This window comes from Clostridium transplantifaecale, from assembly GCF_900626075.1.
GTDB lineage: Bacteria > Bacillota > Clostridia > Lachnospirales > Lachnospiraceae > Otoolea > Otoolea transplantifaecalis.
On record NZ_UYZY01000008.1, the window covers coordinates 145392 to 165931 of the forward strand.

A 20540-nucleotide genomic window follows, 5' to 3' on the forward strand; every position below is an offset into this window, starting at 1 on the left:
CACAATGCGCTACAGCGCCTTCCTGTATTCAATCACAGATTCCATAAACGCTTTTACCCGTCCTGCATCCACATAGTTTTCAAATCGCCCCTCCGCCTTAAATGCGGTTCCCACACAGGCGCCGTCCGCAGTCCTGAGCTTGTCCGTGATATTGTCACGGTTGCATCCCGTGTTACAGAATACGGGAATATCTCCGGCCGCCTTCTTTACAGCCTGCAGGATCTCTCCGTCGGTCTCCGAACCGGCGCTGCTCCCTGAGACACAAAGTCCATCCGGGAAACAATGGAAAATCATGGACTTCGTGATCTGAGAAATATCACGCTGCGCAATATAGACGTCCGATTCCGGATTCACCTTGAACAGCATTTTCAAATGCTCCAGTCCCAGTTGGCTCTTCCTTCTCATTACATTGGCTATATCGGTATCGGTAATCCCGCTTTCCCCTATGTAGGCCCCGGTAAAGGTATTTCTCACAAATCGGGCATCCACCGCTGCCGCCAGCTCAATGGTCGCCATTGGATTAAGTACCACGTTCACTCCATAGGGAACACGTATCTCGCCCCGCAGTTCCCCAATAATTCTTCCCATCGCCGCAACAGTAACATAATCCGCCTTATGCTGGTAAGGCAGGCTGAATTCATTAGCGAATAAAATTCCGTCTACCCCTCCGTCCTGCAGCGCATGCAGCTCCTCCTTTGCAATTTCGGTTACCCTCTCCATACTGTCATTCTGCCCGTACTTCGGGTCGCCCGGCAGCGCCCTCAAATGCAGTAATGCTATGATCGGCTTTTGCACGCCAAACATCTGTTCCAGCCACATCACTATGCCTCCTTCGTTGATTTTTATGCTTTTTCCAATTATGTAAAAATTTCTTATTTGTTATGTATTGTATTATAACTTTGCATACTATGTTTGTCAACGGTATTTTATGATAACAATGGAAAAATTTCAAAGTTACTTTTCATTTTTTGATTTTTTATATAAGAATCTAACGATTATATCACTATATCACCTTTTATTTCTTTATTTATATTGTGTTATTATTCATCTCCTTGCTTTCTATAATGCCGGAGCGTTTTCTGTTGCTTTTTCATTCCTTATCATGTATTATAAAGTTATTCCAAAAGCTGGGAATTATATTACTTAAAGAATGGAGCGTTCTTATGGAGTTGAAAAATGACAATATCCTTCCCCTCTATCTTCAATTGACCGAGCAGCTTCGAAAGGATATTGAGAGCGGAGTCTACAAACGCGGGCAGAAGATCCCCACGGAATTGGAATTGTGTGATTTATACAAGGTGAGCCGTATCACGGTACGGAAAGCTTTAAAAGAACTGGAAAAGGAAAATCTGCTGGTGCGGGAGCGCGGAAAAGGAACTTTCATCTCTATGGTCATGCTGAGACGTGACATCGCCCATAATACCAGCTTTACAAAGATTTGCCAGGCAACCAACCAGACTCCCGGAGCTAAGACCATCAAATCTGTAATTGAAGAGGCCACAGAGGAAGATCAGGAGGCCTTAAAGCTTTTGCCCGGGTCCAGGGTAATTGTTTTGGAACGTATCCGGTATGCGAACTCTGTCCCGGTGGCCATCGAGTTTTCTCGTTTTCCCGAGCGTTTTTCCTTCCTGCTCGACGAAGATTTAAACAATGCCTCCCTGCTCTCTATCCTGTCGGAAAAATACGGCATAAAATTCACCAACAGCAGCTATAAGGTAATCAAACTTGTGTACGCCACATACGAACAGGCCAAATACCTGTCCCTCTCTCCCGGCTACCCGCTTATTTCGATTGCCAGCCTTTCCAACGATGCGGACGGGACGCCATCCCACCGGTCGCTGCAGTTGATCGTGGGGGATAAATTTGAGCTGTACATTTAGCAGGCTCCTGTTGAGATGGGGTACTTTAAGGAAAACGCAATTACAATGCGTAAAACAGCCCCGGTATAAGACAGGTTTTGTCTTATACCGGGGCATCTGTGTAAAATGGTGGAAACTGATTATGCAAAAGCTGATTATTATAGAAAACTCAGTCGTTTTCCGTCATCCCTTCTTTCATCTTCTTCATCATTTCCTCGGAAATAAAGTCGGTCATGTACTGCTTTTCTCCCGTCTTCTTCTCCTCAAAATCCTGGCGGATCTGCTCGTTCATCCGGCCTATCTCCTCCTCAAATTCCCTGGCCGACAAAAGGCGGCATCCCTGGCCGCGTATAATAATCTGTTCCAGGCGGTCGGAGGTAGCCACCGTCACATGATATTTTCCAGCATTTTCATGGGCAAATTTTTCGATATACTGATCCGCCGTCTCGGCCTCCCTTGTATAAACGACATGGATGTTGTGGTAATCCAGGAATTCCGTGGCATGCCCCTGCACACGGTATGCGTCGAAGACGGCGATTACCTGACACTTCCTGGCTCCCTGGTAATTGCACAGAATGTCCAGAAGTTTTCCCCTGGCGCTGTCCATATTCCGGTCGGCCAGTTCCCGCAGTTCCTCCCACGCGAAAATAATATTATAACCGTCCACCAGCAGATATTCTTCCCTGGCCTCCGCTTTTCCATGGGGCCGTATTGCAGAAGTCCCGGCAGATACTGTACTCACGGACGCCGTGTCCCTGCCGTAGGCCGTACCGTACTGCGTCTGGTTTCCGGCCCCATAGCCGGAATACCCGGACGGCGAACTGCTTCGGCTTCCCCAGCGGCGTCTGGCTGCACCGGATTTATCACGTTTATTTGCATTATATGTGCGGGTAAGGATCGCATCTATCTCATCCGTTCCTATCCACATTTCTTCCGTCTCCGTACCGGCTTTTCCCCTCTTACCGGCTCTTTTTCCACCGGACTGCGGCTGTTCCCTATCGTTCTCCACAATTTCAGGGGGAAGACAGCTTTCCAGATGCATGTAATCCGCCACCTGGTCCCAGTTTACAACAAATCCGGCGCCGTGGGCGCAGAATACGGAACCGGACGGGTTGTCCGTATCGCCATCCGCGTCATAGCCGATTGCCTCAATCACTTCCTCCTCGTTGTGACAGGGAACGTATCCCTTCAGTGTGCAGCTAAGGCGTCCCCGCCCGCCGGTATAAGCCGTCACCTCCTGCTGGTATCCGTCCATGCAGGCCACCGGGGCATTTCCGGTAAGGACCGCATACTCTCCCTCCAGCGCCGGAGGTTCAAATGTTCCATGCATCCGCTCCACATCCGTCATCGCCCGGCCCAGCATTTTTTCAGGCACCTCCAGCCGGAATTCGTAAACCGGCTCCAGGAGTACCGAATCGGCCTGCATCAGTCCGTGGCGCACAGCCCGGTAAACCGCCTGCCTGAAATCCCCGCCCTCCGTGTGTTTCAGATGGGCGCGCCCCGACATCAGCGTAATCCTCATATCCGTTATGGGAGAACCGGTCAGCACACCCTTATGCTCTTTTTCCTCCAGATGGGTCAACACCAGTCTCTGCCAGTTCCGGTCCAGTATGTCCTCACTGCAGGCCGCTGCAAAGGACAGGCCGCTTCCCGGTTCACCCGGTTCCATTAACAGATGGACCTCGGCGTAGTGGCGGAGCGGCTCAAAATGTCCCACTCCCTCCACCGTATTCCGGATCGTCTCCTTATATACAATACTTCGTCCGCCAAACTCAATCCTTACTCCAAACCGTTCGGCAATCAGGCTCTTTAAGATCTCCATCTGGATTTCCCCCATAATCTGGGCATGGATCTCTTTCTGTTCTTCCTGCCAGGTGATATGAAGCTCCGGCTCCTCCTCTTCAAGCTGTAAAAGTTTCGGCAGCATGGCGGCGGCGTCCACTTCCTCCGGAAGCTGGACTCTGTATGTGAGGACGGGTTCCAGAATCGGCATGGCCGAAGCCGCTTCTATCCCGATTCCTCTTCCGGGCGAAGTTTTTGCAGGTCCCGTCACCGCACAGACCGTTCCGGCTTCCGCCTCTTTTACCGCTTCAAATTTATCACCCGAATAGACGCGGATTTGATTTACCTTTTCCTCACCTATTAAGTCTTTTACCTGCAGGCAGCCTCCCGTGACCTTCATATAAGTCAGCCTGTTCCCCTGGTTATCCCTGGCAATTTTAAATACCTTGGCGCCAAACTGTGAGGGATATTCCGGCATAAGCATGTAATCTTCCATGCCTTTTAGAAATTCTTCTATTCCATCCAGCTTGAGCGCCGATCCGAAAAAGCACGGAAATACTTCCCGCGCCCGGATCATTTCCGCCACATCCGACGGAGCTATCTGCCCGCTCTCCAGATACTGCTCAAGCGCCGGCTCGCTGCATGTGGCCAGATTTTCATAGAAGCTCTCCGTTCCCTGCTCACTGAAATCCGCAATGTTCCCATCCAGTTTCTTTTTCAGTTCCAGGAAAATGTCCTCTTTTCTTCCATCCGCAAGGTCCATCTTATTGACAAAGAGAAAAGTGGGAATCCCGTATCTTGCAAGGAGCCTCCAGAGCGTCTGTGTGTGGCCCTGCACCCCCGCCGTGCCGCTGATTACAAGAATCGCGTAGTCCAGCACCTGTAGGGTCCGCTCCATCTCGGCCGAAAAATCCACATGCCCCGGGGTGTCTAAAAGTGTAACCTGCATCTCTCCCCACCGCAGCATGGCCTGTTTGGAAAATATGGTGATTCCCCTCTTCTTTTCCAGCTCATAGGTATCCAGGAAGGCGTCGCCTTTATCCACTCTACCCAGCCTCCTAACGGCTCCGCCCGTGTACAGCATTGCTTCCGATAATGTAGTTTTTCCCGCATCCACATGAGCCAGAATGCCGACCGCCAGTTTCTTCATCTGCCTTACTCTCCCTTGTCCGTTCCTATTAACTGTTATTCTTCTTTTGACAGTTTATCACGGAACGGGCGGATTGTAAAACACGGTGATGCAGGTTTTATTTTCCATCCACGAATTTATTGTCTTTCAGGAATCGCCAGGCCGCCTCCTGCGCCCCTATTCCTATTACATTGGCCTGACGAATCATCTCCGCCATTGCCTCATCACTGATTCTGCCCTCCAGCTTTCCCAGGACTTCTTTCAGTTCCGGATAATGTTCCAGTACCTCCCGGCGCACAAAATTATATACCGCTCCGGTATGATTAAATTTATATCCCAGCGGTTTTGATATCTCGATATGATGCTCCGACATCATACATGAAACTGCCGCCTCATAGGCACTTTCTAACCCTTTATTATTCTGATTGACAGACTCCGCCGAAAAAAAGGAAAGCGCTGCCCCCATATCTCCCGCAAACATATCAATATGGCCTTCTTTAAGCGCATCAAAGCAGCCGGATATCCCATCCAGCCCAAATAACGTCTTCACCTCAATATCGGTATTTGACTCAATCAGTTCTCTAAACATATTTCCCAAAATAACATCCTCTGTATCGCTGCCCGCCCCCACGGATACTGCTTTCTTCTCCGTCTCCCGGCAGGCGTCAAATGTAAATGCGAGCAGTGTTTCAGCCGTTGTACAAAACAGATGTTCCAATCCCATACCCTTCCTCCTGTGTCCTCATCCTCCTGGACTGCACCTGACTTATTTACTATTTTTTCTTTTTGGATTTAAATTGTAGCACCAGGCGTCTAAATAGAGTATAAGAGTATATCGTTTGAGATTAAGATTCCATTAAGGTTGCCATACTTCATAAATATGCAGTCGGTTGCAGGAAGACTGCCGCATTCAGAAAACAGGCCAAAAAAAGAGAATCCAATAAACGGACTCTCCTTTTCAGAAACTCATGGCAAAATACCCCGATCCGGCAATTTGTGAGGGGAAATCACCGGACCATCTGTCTTATTTTCCTTCTTTCATCACCTGGATAATCTCTTTCCATCCATCCGGTTTTTTATCCACATAGCGTGCGGCAAAGTCGAACACTTCCATGTCTTCCATTCTCTTCTTGGCCGCCTCTGTCATAGCCGGACTGAATCCGCATTCCTCCAGCATGGCGACGGAGCCTTTAAGCTCTGCCGCACGGCGGTGGCAGTGGATTGCCGTGCCTGTGACCAGTCTGTCCAGGTGGGATGTGAACGGAATATTATCCATGGATTTGGAAATCGAGGAGATTACTTCATCCGATACATCGTAGGCATCGGCTGCCTGGAGCATTTCGATCATCAGAGAAGCGATTCCTTTCATATAAATACTTCTCACCAGCTTAATCGCCGACGCGGCTCCCGCTTTCTCCCCTGCGGTCGTAATTTTCATTCCCAGAGGGCTCATGAGCTCCTTAAACAGCGCGGCGCCGTTTCCGCTGGCTGTGATGGGAACCTGGTGTTTGTCTTTAGGAAGAGAACCGAGCATGGCGGCATCCACAAATTTCACGCCCGTATCTTTGACAGCATCCCAGATCTTCTCTTTCACGGAAGGAGTGGATGCGCTGACATCGGCATAGATTTTCCCCTCGCCGAGCACGCCTTCTATCTCTTCGCAGACATCCATTGCAAAAGAGGACGGAACCGCCCCGAATATCACATCGGCCTCGGCGGCTACCTCTTTTGCAGTTTCATAAAGCGCCACACCGGCCTCGGCGGCGCGGCCCGTCACCATCTTGCCCATCACCGGGTCTTTTGCCATCTTGTCAAATGCAATAATCCCCGTCACGCCTTCCCCTTTAAGTCCCAGGGAAATATTATAAGCAGCTTCACCAAAGCCAATAAATCCTATTTTCATCTTCGTATTCTCCATTCCGCCGCCCTGCCGGCGGCATAAATTGATTCAGATTATAAATTATTCTCATATTATTATTGAAACCTATGTACTTTACGGCTGATAAATTCCGTCGATTATCTCAAATTCTTTTTCTTCCAGGGATTTTCTTACCCAGTCGCGTTTTGATGTCCCGTTTTTCGCCGCCGCCAGTTTTGTCTCATCCGCCGCCTGGAATTTCTTAGCATCCTCTAAAATCTGAGGAGCGTCTTTTCTCGGAATGACGATGATTCCGTCCGGATCAGCCAGGATAATGTCTCCCGGGTTAACGCTGATTTCGCCGCAGGCAACCGGCACATTGACCTCGCCCGGTCCTTCCTTGTAGGGGCCTCCCGGTGTTGTTCCCGTAGCGTAAACCGGGAAATCCCACTGGCCAATTTCATCAATATCGCGGATAGGGCCATCCAGAATAATTCCGGCTGCTTTTTTCGTATGGTAAAGCAGGGCCATCATAATCTCTCCCATCAGCGCCCTGGTATTGTCGCCCTCATTGGATACCACCAGCACGTCCCCCTCCTGGGTCATATCAATGGCGGCATGGAGCGCCAGGTTATCTCCGCTTCTCGCTTTGACCGTCAGCGCCGGGCCTACCATCATCTGGGACTTCGGGCTGCTCACAAGCCGGATTCTGGGATTCATCGCACAGCTTCTCCCCATCACGTCCGCCACATTGGAGGCCGGAATCTCTTTAAACTGCATCATTACATCGTGATCCGGCATCTGTCTCTTCAAATAAATTCGTTTACCAACTGCCATCTTCTGCACCATACCTTTCTTTGTGTTATCTGAAATTTTGTGTTATCTGAAATTCTCCGCATAAACTCTGCTGTCTGAATCGTGTCATTTTCCGTGCCTCATCCTCCGCGAAAACTGCCGTTGGAATTAGTTCTTTTCTGTATAGATGAATCATAGCACAGCAAGATGCACAATTTCAAACAAGGTTTTTTTATGTTTTTAACAAATATTTGTTGTCATTCTTTTAAATTTTCTGTTCTGTGTTATACTTAAAGAAATAAACGGATTTGAAGAAAAATTTTAAGGTATAGCAGGAAGAAAAGGAGCGGGAGAAATGAATCTGATAAGCCTCTACTATTTTACAGAACTGGCCCGGGAACTTCATATGACAAATACGGCCCAGAAGCTCTATATCTCACAGCAGAATCTGAGCCAGCACATACAGCGGCTGGAACAGTATTATGGGGTGGAACTTTTTTACCGCAAGCCGAAGCTGGCCCTGACGTACGCGGGTGAGCAGCTCCTTCAGGCGGCAGGCCGGATACTGGCGGAGGAGAATGATTTAAAAAACCGCCTGAGCGATATTTCCCAATTAGGCGCCGGCCACTTAAAGCTCGGGATCCCCTCCTACCGCGGGGAAATCTGCCTGCCGTCCATCCTGCCGCGTTTCCACGAGCTGTGGCCCCACGTATCAATCCAGCTGGTGGACGCCACCTCGGAAGTCATGGAACAGATGGTGTTTGAAGGCGAACTGGATCTCTATATCGGTATTAAGTATACGGAGGATTTACGGCTTGAAATCCTTCCCCTTCTGGACGACAACCTGTTTCTCGTCGTCTCCGATTCCCTGATGGAAAAATATCTCGGTGAGGAATGCGGGAACGTCAAGCTCGAATCCGCAGAAGGCGCAAAACTGGGCGCATTCAGGGAGTTCCCTTTCCTGCTTCCAAAACCTCCGATGCGTCTTCGCAAGATGATTGATCAGTGTTTCCTGGACGCCAGTTTCGCACCCAAAATCTTTTTGGAGTCCAGCACCACGGAGCTTCTGATATCCCTGTTTCCCCGCGACTACGGAGCCTTTTTCTGCACGCAGATGCGTCTTCCTCTCCTGAACGAAAAGGCGCCGGGAGCCAACACCTTCCCTCTGGCCCTGAACGGAGAACCCGTGAGGCACCGCCTGGTGCTCGCCTACCACAGGGAACGTTTTCTTCCTCAGTATATGAAGGACTTTATTTCTATCACCCGGGACGTCTTTGCCGATCTGGCCGCCGTCCGTCTGGAAAAAAACTGACTTAACAATGACCGCACGCTCTGCGGACAGGCCGCTTCTTCAACTCAAAATCCTCCTGTGGCGAAAACCACAGGAGGATTTTTAAAAGGGGCGCGGGCCGGACAAATGGCAATTATTGTCCGGCCCGCTGGGGGTTCTATTATGATTTGTTTTGGCTTATTTAAAAAATATAGTAATTAGAATGGTCCATATCCGATACGGGTTGCATAAATCAGGAAGATGAATGCAACGATCCACCATATGAAGAATAACGGAAGCAGGTATTTAACCCACTTGCTGTAAGGAACCTTACACATTGCAAGGGCTGCCAGAATCTCTCCGCCTGTAGGCGCCAGAACGTTTGTAAAGGAATCGCCAAGCTGGAATGCGAGAACTGCCGTCTGGCGTGTAACGCCCAGCATATCTGCCAGAGGAGCCATAAGAGGCATGGTAATTGCCGCCTGGCCGGAACCGGAAGGAACGATTACGTTGAAAATATCCTGTACTACGAACATACCGCAGGCCATCAGGGATGCGGGAAGTGAATCGAGAACGCTGGCCAGAGCATGGATGATGGTATCCATGATAGATGCATCCTGAAGAATGATAATCGCTGCATTAGCAAGGCCAATCATGATACATGGGAACAACATGTTTCCAAATCCTTTTTCAAAACCGTCACAGATTTCACCCGGTTTTAATCCGCCTACAATACCGCCTAAAACGCCGATAGCGAGGAAAATGGCTGCCAGTTCATCGATATAGTAACCTTTTACAATAACACCGTGTACGGTGAAGACAATACCTGCCACGAAAATGATAAGAACCAGTTTATGGCGTGTTGTCATCTTCGGAATGTTATCCATGTCAATCACATGCTCGTGGGCATGAGCCATATCAAACTCATATACGGAGCTGGACTGCGGATTTTTCTTTACTTTTGCCGCATGCCACATAACATAGACAATGCTGACACCCAGAAGCGCTGCAAAAAGTGCTCCTCTTAACTCAATACCTGAAAACATCGGAAGACCTGCAATACTCTGGGCTACACCGACTGTAAATGCGTTGGTCATGGCTCCGCCGTAACCTGCAGCCGCCGCACAGAAGATAATGCCGACCGCCGTCAGAGAGTCAAATCCCATGGTAAGGCAGCATGCCAGTACCAGTGGAACAAAGGCCAGGAATTCCTCAAAATTTCCTGCGAAACAGGAACCGCATCCGAATACGATCATACAGATCGGAATCATCAGAAGTTCCTTGCCCCTCGTCTTTTTAACCACGTTGGCCATACCTGCATTAATTGCTCCGGTTGCGTCCAGAACTGCAAATGTACCGCCGATAATTAAAAGGAAGAAGATAACGTAAGCCGCATTCTGCATTCCCAGTGTCACAGACATCAGAAGGCTGAAGAGGCTGACCGGGTTCTGATCAATATAGTGGAAGCTGTTTGGATCGACAATTTCTCTCTCACTCACCGCGTCAAATACACGCTCATATGTACCTGCCGGAACAATATAGGAAGCCAGAGCGCAAAGTAAGATGATGATTACCAGAAAGAACATCGGGTTAATCGCTTTGAGTTTCTTCTCCTTCTTTTCCGCAGATACCTCCGTGGTGTTTAATTTGTTTTCTTCCATACTGCTCTCCTTTCTCATACAAAGTATAAAGCTTTTTGTTTCCCCTTTTTGTTGCTTTGCCGGCATCCGTAAACCTGCCGGACAACTGCTTTTATTTTAAATCTTTTAAAATACTGCATAAAAACTGGTATGTCTTTCTGGTGGAAGAGATACTCACCATCTCGGATGGTGAATGGAAATTCCAGCAGTCCGGTCCCAGCGCAATGGCATCGAGAGTCGGCCTTGCCTCGAAGAAGCATCCAACCTCAAGTCCGGCATGTACGGTCAGGATAGACGGTTCCGAATCGTAAAGTTTACGGTAAACCTCCACCGCCGTCTCACGAAGCTGTGACTGTGCCCTGAAATGCCAGCTTGCATATTCAACCTCTGTTTTACACTCAGCTCCCACAAGGGCCGCCAGCCGCTCTATCTTTTTGTAAACATAGTACTTCAGGCTGTCCTGAGCCGAACGTATCTCAAATACCATCCTGAACTTCTTATCGTCCATGTGAAGTTCCCCGAGGTTATCCGATGTATCAACCAGCCCGGTCAGAACTTCGTTCATCTGGCAGATGCCGTCCGGAGCCAGCAAAAGCAGAGTAACGATCTGCTCCGGAGCAACCTGGGTTTTAGCCTCAGACGCCTCACCGACTGTAATTTTAAGAGACGCGGCAGTCTCCTGTAGCTCTCCTCTGAATACAGTTTCCAGTTCCCGCGCAAGTTCTTCCAGTTTCGGATAATCGGAAACCGCCAGGCTGAGATCCGCTTTAGCTTCCCTTGGAATAGCCAGACGGTACGTTCCTCCCTTTATTGCGGAAATTCCATATGTAAAGCGCTTCTGCGCCTCCTCCAGGAATCTGCCGAGAAGTGAATTGGCATTCCCATGGCCTCTGTGGATATCCTCCCCTGAATGTCCGCCCTTCAGGCCGGATATCATTACATGATAAGTCTTCCAGTCTTCTTTAAGCTCCTTCGGCTGAATCGGCAGGATAACTTCCGCATCCATTCCTCCGCAGCTTCCGCTTAAGATTTCCCTGTCGCAGGCATGATCCAGGTTAATCAGGTACTCCGCCTTCATCCAGGACATGTCAAAATTCTCGGCCCCGGTAAAATCCGATTCTTCGGCAACTGTAAATAAAACTTCCAGCGCCGGATGCTCAAGTTCTTTGTCTTCCAGAACAGCCATCGCATACGAAACACCGATTCCGTCATCCGCTCCCAGCGTTGTCTGTCCGCCCGTTGAGATGATATCCCCGTCAATCACCCAGGAGATAGGATCCTTTGTAAAATCATGGGTGCTCTTATCATTCTTCTCACATACCATATCAATATGTGCCTGAAGCATAACGGCAGGTGCATTTTCATATCCAGGCGTTGCCGCCTTCCTTATAAAAACGTTATTCACCGAATCCTGCTTTGCATCAAGCCCCAGATCCAGCGCCCATTTCAGGATAAAATCGCTGAGCGCTTTCTCCCCGCCGCTCGGATGGGGAATCTGGCAAATCTGGTAAAAATGATAAAAAACCCGCTCATTTAGCAACTCTTCTTTACTGCATCCCATAGAAACTCCTTCCTTAACATTCTTGCAATCCCCATAACTGTCCGGTGTTTTTACAGTTCCCGTTTTACGGAATACCGTCCCCTGAACAGCCGTTAAACCCAACCTTCAATCACGTTTTATAATCAATGTTTACTTTATAATCATGATTATAAATGCATATCAGCTATCTGTCAATAGTATTTTCTTAACAAAACTTTTATATTTATATAGACTATTTTTATATTTTATTTCTTTTTGTTTATTTTTAATCATACTTTTCCAAAACGATTCAAAATACTTCCGTATTTTTCTCTTTATTCAGATTTTTCATTTGGTTTTTTAAGTCTTTTCTACTGTTTTTATCTGTTTGCGCTTTGCACTGAAAAATAACGGTATAAAAAATCTGGGGACTATTTATCCCGGGGGATGACAAAAACCCCGGAGGGAATTCCTTCCTCCGGGGTCTCTGCTCTGCTATACTTCATTCCGTATCAATCTCTGCCGCCCATCTCCAGAACATATTCAAATATCGTGCGAAACTTTTCCTCATGTTCTTCTATATCCAGGTTTTCTCCCTGCAGGCTGGCTTCATATATAAAATTCTGATGGAGGGCAATGATTAAATCCAGCGTGATATCTGCCTTTTCTTCCCGTATAAATCCCTCCTGGATCATACTCTCCATCGTTATCTCGTCGCGCTCGCGCATACTTCCTTCCATCAGCATCTTTTTCATCCTGTCGCTCAGTCCCTCCAGTTCCGACGGAAACAACTCCTGATAATATACCTGGATTACGGAGGCAAGCTTATTGCTGTATCTTCCAAAAAACATATTATGGAAAATCTCGGGGTAGCGGAAAGCAACCCGGTTAAAACATTTGTATATCGTTCTGTATCTGTCGATGGAACTCATGTCCGGTTTCAACTCCTTACCGAGTGTGACAATATACTCACGCAGGTAACATACGGAGCCGAAGAGAGCCAGATGTTCCAAATCGTTGAAGTAATTATAGATAGTTGCGCTGTTATAACCCGCCTCCGTCGCTATCTTTCTTATGGAAAGTTTCTCTACCCCTTCCGCACGAATCAGTTTCTCCGTAGCCTCAATGAAATAAATCATCATCCGCTTTCTCTTAAGTGTTAAGTTCATTTCATCATTGGCATTTTCAATCTCTGTCATAGACAATCAACTCCCTTCCTGTCAAGCCGGCCGTTCCACAGATAAGCGTGGACCGGCATCCGAGTAGTTACTTTTGCTGCCGCTGAAAATTCCGTCTGAAAATTAAATTATAAAGTATTGACAAAATAAAATGCGGAGCATATAATGAGTTTTGTAATCATGATTATTTTTTAATCAAGGTTCCAACCCAACTACAGTATATCACGTTTCTACTTTATAATCAATCATCATATTCAATTTAAGAATATGTGTCTTTATGTTTGTTACTGTTCACTCCGTGTTCAATAACACGCTTTTGCAATGCATGAAGCGTTACACACCAATACAACTATTCCCCCTGCAGATGGAGGTACAAGAATGTCAAAAATCCGTAATTCCGGCACCCTCCTGGTTTTTCTAGGTGCTGTTTTCTGGAGCCTGAATGCTCCGCTCGTGAAATTCCTTACGGCAGATTCCCTGCTGATTTGCGGCCTTCGTTCCATTATTGCCGGAATTACCCTGATGCCCTTCATCAGATGGAAACGGTTAAACTGGACCCCCTGGATGGCTGTCTACATCAGCTCTTACTGCGCGCTCTGTATCAGTATTATCATTGCGCTGTCCAAAACATCGGCTGCCATTGCAGTCGGCATGCAGTACACGGCAACAATCTGGCTGTTCCTTGCAAACTTTGTGATAACAAGAAAGTTTAATAAGAAGGCATTCTGGCCTGTATGCGTTATTTTCGCCGGCGTTGTCTTTTTTATGTTCTCCGGCACGGACAAGAGCAGCAGTTCCGGCAACACAATCGCCCTGTTGGAAGGCATTTTCTTTGCCTGTATGAGTGTGGGAGCCAAGAAGTCTGCCGGAAGCAACCCGATCGGGCTTACCGCTATTGCCAATCTGTTCACCGGCATTTTTGTTTTCGTGGCATTTCCCTCCACGGCCGGTTACATAGGAACTCTGGCTGCAACGGACTGGACGGTTCTTCTGATTCTCGGAATCATCCAGATCGGAGCAGGCTATGCGTTCTACAATCTGGGCATCCAGATGATCTCCGCCCAGAAAGCATCGGTTATTGCTTTGTGGGAGATGATACTTGGACCGGTCTGGGTTGCCCTTTTCCTGAAAGAGTACCCCTCCCCTATCGTTCTGGCCGGTTTTGTCATCATCCTCGCCGGAATGCTGCTGGACACAAAAATCAATGTGCCGGATGCCAGGGAAACCGTCTTATAGGCAGGCCTCTAATCTTGCCAGGAGGCCTCACCATCGGACAGCTAAAAGCTGCTCTATAAATTTTATATTGCCAATCTACAGTAAAATGCCCCGGAACTCTTGTTTTCAGTTCCGGGGCATTTTATCTTTCTCTTCCGGGTTCACAAGGAATCCCGTGAATGCTCTAACAATCTCAAGTCTGTCAATCACACATTATCTTCGTCTCTGAATCCACTTCACCGTCTCCACCGCCGGTATAATCAGGAAAGCCAGCAGCAGTGCGGTGATGTATTCCATCAGGGAAATGTGTTCGAATCCAAAAGCATCTGCCAGGAACGGCACATAAATAACAATGGTAGTAAGAACCAATGAAAATAACATGGCTCCCCACAGCGCTTTGTTGTGTCCCTTCAGGGTGAATACAGATTTTCTCTGTGAACGCATATTAAAGGAATGGAAAATCTCCGTCATGGACATAGTCAGGAAAGCCATTGTAATTCCGTCGGCGCTGGGTGCAATCTCCCATACTCCTGCCTCTATCCGGTGGCCGATAAAGTAAGCGGCAAGCGTCAGGATAGAAACCAGAATTCCCTGGTAGATTACATCGGTACCCAGACCTCCTGAGAAGACGCCGTCCTTTGCTTCTCTTGGTTTTCTCCTCATAATATCCTCTTCCGCCTCTTCCATTCCAAGGGCCAGAGCCGGAAAACAGTCTGTAATCAGGTTAATCCACAGCAGGTGCACCGGCTTCAGGATAACAAAACCAAGCAGGGTCGCCACAAAGACACTCAATACCTCGCTTAAGTTGGAGGCAAGCAGGAACTGGATTGCCTTCCGGATGTTGTCATAAATTCTCCGTCCCTCGCTCACCGCCGAAACAATGGTTGCAAAGTTGTCATCAGCCAGAACCATATCAGCCACATTCTTTGTCACATCGGTTCCCGTGATACCCATTCCCACACCGATATCGGCATTTTTGATCGACGGGGCATCGTTGACGCCGTCTCCGGTCATCGCGGTCACCATGCCTTTTGCCTGCCAGCCCTGTACAATGCGCACCTTATGCTCCGGCTGGACCCTGGCATAAACAGAGTAATTCCCGATCCTGTTCCGGAACTCCTGCTCATCCATATCATCCAATTCGGCTCCAGTCACGGCCTGATCCGCAGAATCTATAATTCCCAGTTCCATTGCGATGGCCGCCGCCGTATCGCGGTGATCACCGGTAATCATAACGGGGCGGATTCCTGCCTGCCGGCATTCCTGAATCGCCGCTTTCACCTCCGGCCTCACAGGGTCAATCATTCCGGTAAGCCCGACAAATACAAGATCGCGCTCCAGGGCTGCAGGTGATGTATCCTCCGGCTTTTCTGCCGTTTCCTTCAGCGCTCCGGCCAGCACCCTGAGCGCCCTGTCGGCCATCCTCTTGTTCTCGGACTCAATCCACTTTCTGTCTTTTTCCGTCATCGGGCGGATGGAACCGTTCTCCCATATGGAGATACAGCATTTTAAGACCTCATCAGGCGCTCCCTTCGTAAACTGGATAAAACCGCCCTCCGCTTTTTTATGGACGGTGGACATCATCTTGCGCATAGAATCAAAGGGGGCCTCCGCCACTCTCGGAAAGCGGTTTTTCAGCTCATTTTTAGACATTCCCAGGGATGAAGCGTAATTGACGAGAGCAGCCTCCGTCGGTTCACCGACGGCCTCCTCTCCCTCCCCGGCCTCCGCGTCATTGCAGAGGGCCATGGTTTCTGCAAGGAGTTCCCTGTCATTTCCCGAAAATTCAGTCACCGTCATTTTATTCTGGGTCAGGGTGCCCGTTTTATCCGAGCAGATCACCTGGGCGCAGCCAAGTGTCTCTACCGCTGTCAGTTTTCTGATAATGGCCTTTTTCTTCGACATATTAGTGACGCCGATGGCCAGAACAATCGTGACCACGGTGGCGAGACCTTCCGGGATTGCCGCCACGGCAAGGCTGACCGCTACCATGAATGTATCAATCAGAACCTCGGCGTGAAAGTCACCTGCTCTTACCACGCTGAATATGAAGATGAAAACGCAGATTCCTAAAACCAGAATGCTGAGTGTCTTACTGAGCTGCGTCAGTTTCTTCTGGAGCGGAGTCTGGCTCTCTTTGGCTTTTGCAAGGGCATCGGCAATTTTTCCCATCTCCGTATCCATACCTGTTGCCGTCACAAGGGCCGTGCCCCTGCCGTAAACAACCGTACCTCCCATGTAGACCATATTTTTCCGGTCTCCCAGAGGGATATCTTTCGTTTTCCCGCTCCGTACGCCGTCGGCCGCTCCGGGAACTTCACTCTGCTTTTCCACGGGCACGGATTCACCGGTCAGCGCCGCTTCCTCCACTTTCATGGAGGCGCATTCCAGAATACGCCCGTCGGCCGGGACAGCGTCTCCGGCCTCCAGCAGGATTACATCCCCCACAACCAGTTCTTCACTCTTAATGCTCTGTATTTTACCGTCCCTGTAAACCCTGGAGACGGCGGCCGACATTTTCTGCAGAGCCTCAATGGCCTTCTCCGCCTTGCTCTCCTGGTAAACGCCCAGGACGGCGTTGATAACAACCACAGCCAGAATAATAATCACGTCTGCAAAGGATTCTCCCGCATAAAAAGCCGTGATTCCCGACACCAGCGCCGCGGCCAGGAGGACAATAATCATCGGATCCTTTAGCTGTTTTGCAAAACGGGTGAGAAGAGGCTCCTTCTCAGCCTCCTTAAGCTTATTCGGGCCGTTGCGTTCCAGCCGCTCTTTTGCATTGCCGTCCGCAAGGCCCTGAAGGGTGCTTTCCGTTTCCTTCACCGCCGCTTCGGCATGTTCCATGTAATATTTCATTGTTGACATAGGCTCCTACCTTTCTATCTGCACTACACACGCCCGGAAATCCTTACGTACAGGCGTAAAATCCCCATTTTGGATATTATGCCGTCTTTTCCCTCCGAATATGAGCATTTCCTGTAAAATAAAAAAACGATTCCCGCCCGCGGGATTCTTGCGCTGCCGCGCGGTTGCAAAAAAAAGACTCATATGCAGTAAACAAATACTGCATATGAGTCTCGTCATTTAAGGCAAACCAGGCGTAATCGCCATGCATGTTGACTTGCCGCACAGGCTGTTCATTTCCTGTGTCTGACTACTCCCTCATATCAAGGAATCTCTCCTGTACGGAGTTATCCGGATCGGCCGTGTTGCCGTGCCGTTTCTTATGCGATCAGTCTAGCAGGGGTTTCCCCCGCTGTCAAGAGAAACGGCCTCACTTTCCGTTAAACAGGTCATTCTTTACGTTTTATTTTCGCAGGCCTGCACGCGGGCTGGCAGTGCGCTCCTCTCTCGGAAATCAGTCCATAAAACCTTTCAGTTTAATATATGCCTTGATCAGCTCCGCGGTCTCATCAAGCGTCAGTTTCGTCGTATTAATAGGAAGATCATAGTTCTTGATGCTGTGCCATTCACTGCCTGTAAAATACTTATAATACTCTTTTCTTTCCTTCTCGATCTTTTTAATTCTTCTCTTTGCCCTCTCCTCGTCGATGCAGTCTACTTCCATAACCCTCTGCACCTTTTTCACCTTGTCGGCATAAACAAAGATCCGGATCAGGCGTTCCACGTCCTCGTCCTGATCGAGTACATAACCGGCGGCCCGGCCTACAAAGATGCACGGCTCGCTCTCCGCCAGTTCGCGGATTACCTCGGACTGGAATTTAAAAAGGTTCTCCGGCGAAGTCAGCTTCGCGTTGGGTGAAGGCTTTGAGGAAATATCCAGCTTTCTGCCTCCTCCCAGCCTGTAGAGCAGGTTGTTGCCCGCTTTCTCATCCGCCAGACGGAAGAACTGCTCTCCCACGGCGCTCTTCTCGGATGCAAGCTTCAGGATATCGTCGTCGTAAAAATGAATTCCCAGCTCCTCGGCCAGCTTCTTTCCCACGATACGTCCGCCGCTTCCGTACTCTCTCTCAATAGTGATAATCAGATTTTTATTTCCCATAAATCTCCCTCCCTGCTTTTGCCTATCCCCTCCGGTACAGGCATAAACTTTTACCTCTTAAGACTGCGTATGAACGCTTTCTCCTCCTTACTCACCCTATAGGATTCCGTAATCTTCTGGAGCGCCTTATTATATGTGAAATCTTCAAAATTTCCTTCCTTCATACACCGGAGCGTCTTCTCCGGAAACTGCACGTAACAGACCGACAGGGCCCAGGCCACCGCCATCTTGACGTAATATCCCGGGTGGACCGCCTGCTGCAGCAGATTGAGCGTCGTATCGATATAAACGCCGTCAATATAATAATTCAGGAGCAGGACTACGGCGAACCTTGCCTCAAACTCATTCTCCGAGGTGATATACGGTTTCAGGAAAGCCAGCACGCCCTCCCTGTCATCCTTCACCTTCTTAAGGCCGGAGCAGACAATGTCGCAGTGCGCCCAGTTATTTGCTTTCGCCAGAAAGGACGGAAGTCTTTTAAGCATCTGCCCGACATCTTCCTTCAGAAGGCCGATTACCATACCCTGAAGCATAATCTCCTCATAAGTGCCGTCCGACGCCCGTTCCAGATAGCCGCTTCCTTCTTCCTTTACAAGCCGTCTTGCAAGCTTCCAGAGCTTTGGAATACGTACCCCCAGAATGTTTTCCGTCCCCGGGATCAGCCTGCTCTGAAAAATCCTGTACGGCTCGTCGGCCAGCTCCTTAAGTTCTCTTAAAACGTCAGTCTGTTCCTCCAAGGTATCCGGCATTTTCCTTCCTCACATCTTTTCGTTGACACAGATCGCGCCGTACGGCCGGATGCTCATCCGGTACGCATTGCCCTCCCCGATGGCCCTCTCTATATACGCCACATATTCTTCAATCAGTTCATTTGGCAGCATCACCATGATCACACCGGCAAATCCTCCTCCGTGAATACGGCATGCCCCCTTTTTCTTTTCACCGATAAACAGCTCAGTAAGAGCCAGTGCAATGCTGATTCCCTGCTCCTGCACATCGGCCGTCGTATATACATTCTGCAGCCATTTCCAGGAAGAATTGCCGGATGCGGTGATATTTTCAAGAAATGTTCCAAAATCACCTTCCTTTAATGCCTTCACTTCCGCCTCAACTCTCTTATTTTCTTCAAAGAAATGGAGCGCCCTCATCACAGAACGGTCTCCTGCACAGGCACGCAGCTCAGACATATTAGCGATGACTTCCTCCTCCGTGATATCGGCACAAGCTTCTTTTCCAAAATAGGCCGCTACCTTTCTCATCTCCAACGGCACGGAGGAATAATCCGCGCTCAAATCCGCATGGCCCTTGCCTGTATTAACGATAACCAGGCTGTAATCCTGGGCTCCAAAGTCAAAATCAATTTTCTCCACAACCGGTTTCTCAGGATTCTTAAAATCGATAGTGATAAGTCCCCCAACTGCGCAGGCCATCTGGTCTAAAAGTCCGGATGCCTTATTCCAGAAATTGTTCTCCGAATATTTTCCAATATGGGAATATGCAACCACATCCATCTTTCCATCATTGAAGAAGGTATTGAGCATGGAACAGATCAGCATCTCATATGCCGCGGAGGAGCTGACTCCGGCCGCGCTTATGACGTTGCTTGTTATGTATGCGTCAAAGCCCCCTATCTCATAACCCTTTTCCTTAAATCCCTGAAGAATCCCTTTCGTTAAATCGATAGTCCCCGCCATCTGCGGGCTGGGTTTTAAATCCTTCAGGCTGATGATAAATTTCTGATTAAACGTCTCGCTCAGGATGCGGACCGTGTCCGTTCCGTTCTTCGCGGCCGCGCCCACGCAGTCCAGGTTAATACTTCCGGCAAGCACTTTGCCATGGTTGTGATCCGTGTGGTTTCCGCTGATTTCGGTCCGTCCGGGAGCGCTGAACAGCAGAATATCATTGTCCCCATATGTCTTCTTAAAACCATTGGCCACCTGACGGTAACGTTCCGTATTCTCAGCGGCGCCTGCCCCGCCGTAAAGCTCTGTCATGATTTTCTTTGCTTCCTGCGTGTCAAGCTTCTGAAGAGTGTCCTGTACTGTCATGATTTTTCTCCTTTTCCCCATGTTTTCTATAATTATAACTATTCAGTACCTTCATAGTTACCCTTAATTACAGTATACCATCCCATTTGTCATGTCTCAATACGATATTCTCTGATTTTTCTATAAATTATTTGCAACAATTCAGACGGCGGGACAGAACACGTCTGCGCCGGTTTTCCCGATAGATCCCGGGATCTTGCCAGAAAGGACATATATCCTGTATACTATTAGAAGTGTTTTG

At 48.8% G+C, this 20540-nt stretch carries 15 protein-coding genes; 3 read left to right on the forward strand and 12 right to left on the reverse strand.

The features are described 5' to 3' along the window. Window positions 1-9: 9 nt before the first annotated feature. Window positions 10-819 carry a BtpA/SgcQ family protein gene (locus EJL91_RS22980; protein WP_125144310.1) on the reverse strand — a complete coding sequence of 270 codons (810 nt, stop codon included), beginning with the start codon at window positions 817-819 and terminating at the stop codon, window positions 10-12. A gap of 344 nt (window positions 820-1163) precedes the next feature. Between EJL91_RS22980 and EJL91_RS22985 the strand changes: the two genes are divergently transcribed. Further along, entirely contained in the window at window positions 1164-1880 is a 717-nt protein-coding gene (locus EJL91_RS22985; RefSeq protein ID WP_125144311.1) for a GntR family transcriptional regulator, read from the forward strand. A gap of 148 nt (window positions 1881-2028) precedes the next feature. Here EJL91_RS22985 and EJL91_RS22990 read toward each other — a convergent pair whose 3' ends face one another. From EJL91_RS22990 to EJL91_RS23005, 4 genes are all read right to left on the reverse strand, one after another. Further along, window positions 2029-4791, reverse strand: a complete 2763-nt coding sequence (locus tag EJL91_RS22990; protein ID WP_125144312.1) for a translation factor GTPase family protein — start codon at window positions 4789-4791, stop codon at window positions 2029-2031. A 97-nt stretch (window positions 4792-4888) separates the two neighbouring features. Continuing rightward, the gene (locus tag EJL91_RS22995; RefSeq protein WP_125144313.1) at window positions 4889-5494 is read right to left on the reverse strand and encodes a glycine betaine ABC transporter substrate-binding protein; all 606 of its coding nucleotides are present in this window, start codon (window positions 5492-5494) and stop codon (window positions 4889-4891) included. A gap of 300 nt (window positions 5495-5794) precedes the next feature. Next, window positions 5795-6673, reverse strand: coding sequence for a DUF1932 domain-containing protein (locus tag EJL91_RS23000; RefSeq protein WP_125144314.1), 879 nt, complete (start codon window positions 6671-6673; stop codon window positions 5795-5797). A 90-nt stretch (window positions 6674-6763) separates the two neighbouring features. After that, entirely contained in the window at window positions 6764-7465 is a 702-nt protein-coding gene (locus tag EJL91_RS23005) for an RraA family protein (protein ID WP_125144315.1), read from the reverse strand. A gap of 313 nt (window positions 7466-7778) precedes the next feature. Here EJL91_RS23005 and EJL91_RS23010 point away from each other — a divergent pair, with 313 nt between their 5' ends. Beyond that, the gene (locus EJL91_RS23010; RefSeq protein WP_125144316.1) at window positions 7779-8735 is read left to right on the forward strand and encodes a LysR family transcriptional regulator; all 957 of its coding nucleotides are present in this window, start codon (window positions 7779-7781) and stop codon (window positions 8733-8735) included. 176 nt (window positions 8736-8911) lie between these two features. On the opposite strand, the gene EJL91_RS23015 is transcribed toward EJL91_RS23010, so the two are convergent. From EJL91_RS23015 to EJL91_RS23025, 3 genes are all read right to left on the reverse strand, one after another. Continuing rightward, a complete protein-coding gene (locus EJL91_RS23015) occupies window positions 8912-10354 on the reverse strand; it encodes a YfcC family protein (protein WP_243125539.1) in 1443 nt (480 codons plus the stop codon). A gap of 91 nt (window positions 10355-10445) precedes the next feature. Then, window positions 10446-11894 (reverse strand): aminoacyl-histidine dipeptidase, encoded by a 1449-nt coding sequence (locus tag EJL91_RS23020; RefSeq protein ID WP_125144317.1) that lies wholly within the window; start codon window positions 11892-11894, stop codon window positions 10446-10448. A gap of 470 nt (window positions 11895-12364) precedes the next feature. Further along, entirely contained in the window at window positions 12365-13051 is a 687-nt protein-coding gene (locus EJL91_RS23025) for a TetR/AcrR family transcriptional regulator (RefSeq protein ID WP_125144318.1), read from the reverse strand. Between the two features lie 357 nt (window positions 13052-13408). Here EJL91_RS23025 and EJL91_RS23030 point away from each other — a divergent pair, with 357 nt between their 5' ends. After that, window positions 13409-14266 carry a DMT family transporter gene (locus EJL91_RS23030; protein ID WP_125144319.1) on the forward strand — a complete coding sequence of 286 codons (858 nt, stop codon included), beginning with the start codon at window positions 13409-13411 and terminating at the stop codon, window positions 14264-14266. Between the two features lie 192 nt (window positions 14267-14458). On the opposite strand, the gene EJL91_RS23035 is transcribed toward EJL91_RS23030, so the two are convergent. From EJL91_RS23035 to EJL91_RS23050, 4 genes are all read right to left on the reverse strand, one after another. After that, window positions 14459-17104, reverse strand: coding sequence for a cation-translocating P-type ATPase (locus EJL91_RS23035; protein WP_125144413.1), 2646 nt, complete (start codon window positions 17102-17104; stop codon window positions 14459-14461). Between the two features lie 502 nt (window positions 17105-17606). Then, window positions 17607-18251 carry a cytidylate kinase-like family protein gene (locus EJL91_RS23040; RefSeq protein ID WP_125144320.1) on the reverse strand — a complete coding sequence of 215 codons (645 nt, stop codon included), beginning with the start codon at window positions 18249-18251 and terminating at the stop codon, window positions 17607-17609. A 50-nt stretch (window positions 18252-18301) separates the two neighbouring features. Beyond that, complete coding sequence (locus tag EJL91_RS23045) at window positions 18302-19000, reverse strand: DNA alkylation repair protein (protein ID WP_125144321.1); 699 nt, start codon at window positions 18998-19000, stop codon at window positions 18302-18304. A gap of 9 nt (window positions 19001-19009) precedes the next feature. Further along, complete coding sequence (locus EJL91_RS23050; RefSeq protein WP_125144322.1) at window positions 19010-20299, reverse strand: galactokinase; 1290 nt, start codon at window positions 20297-20299, stop codon at window positions 19010-19012. Window positions 20300-20540 lie beyond the last annotated feature (241 nt).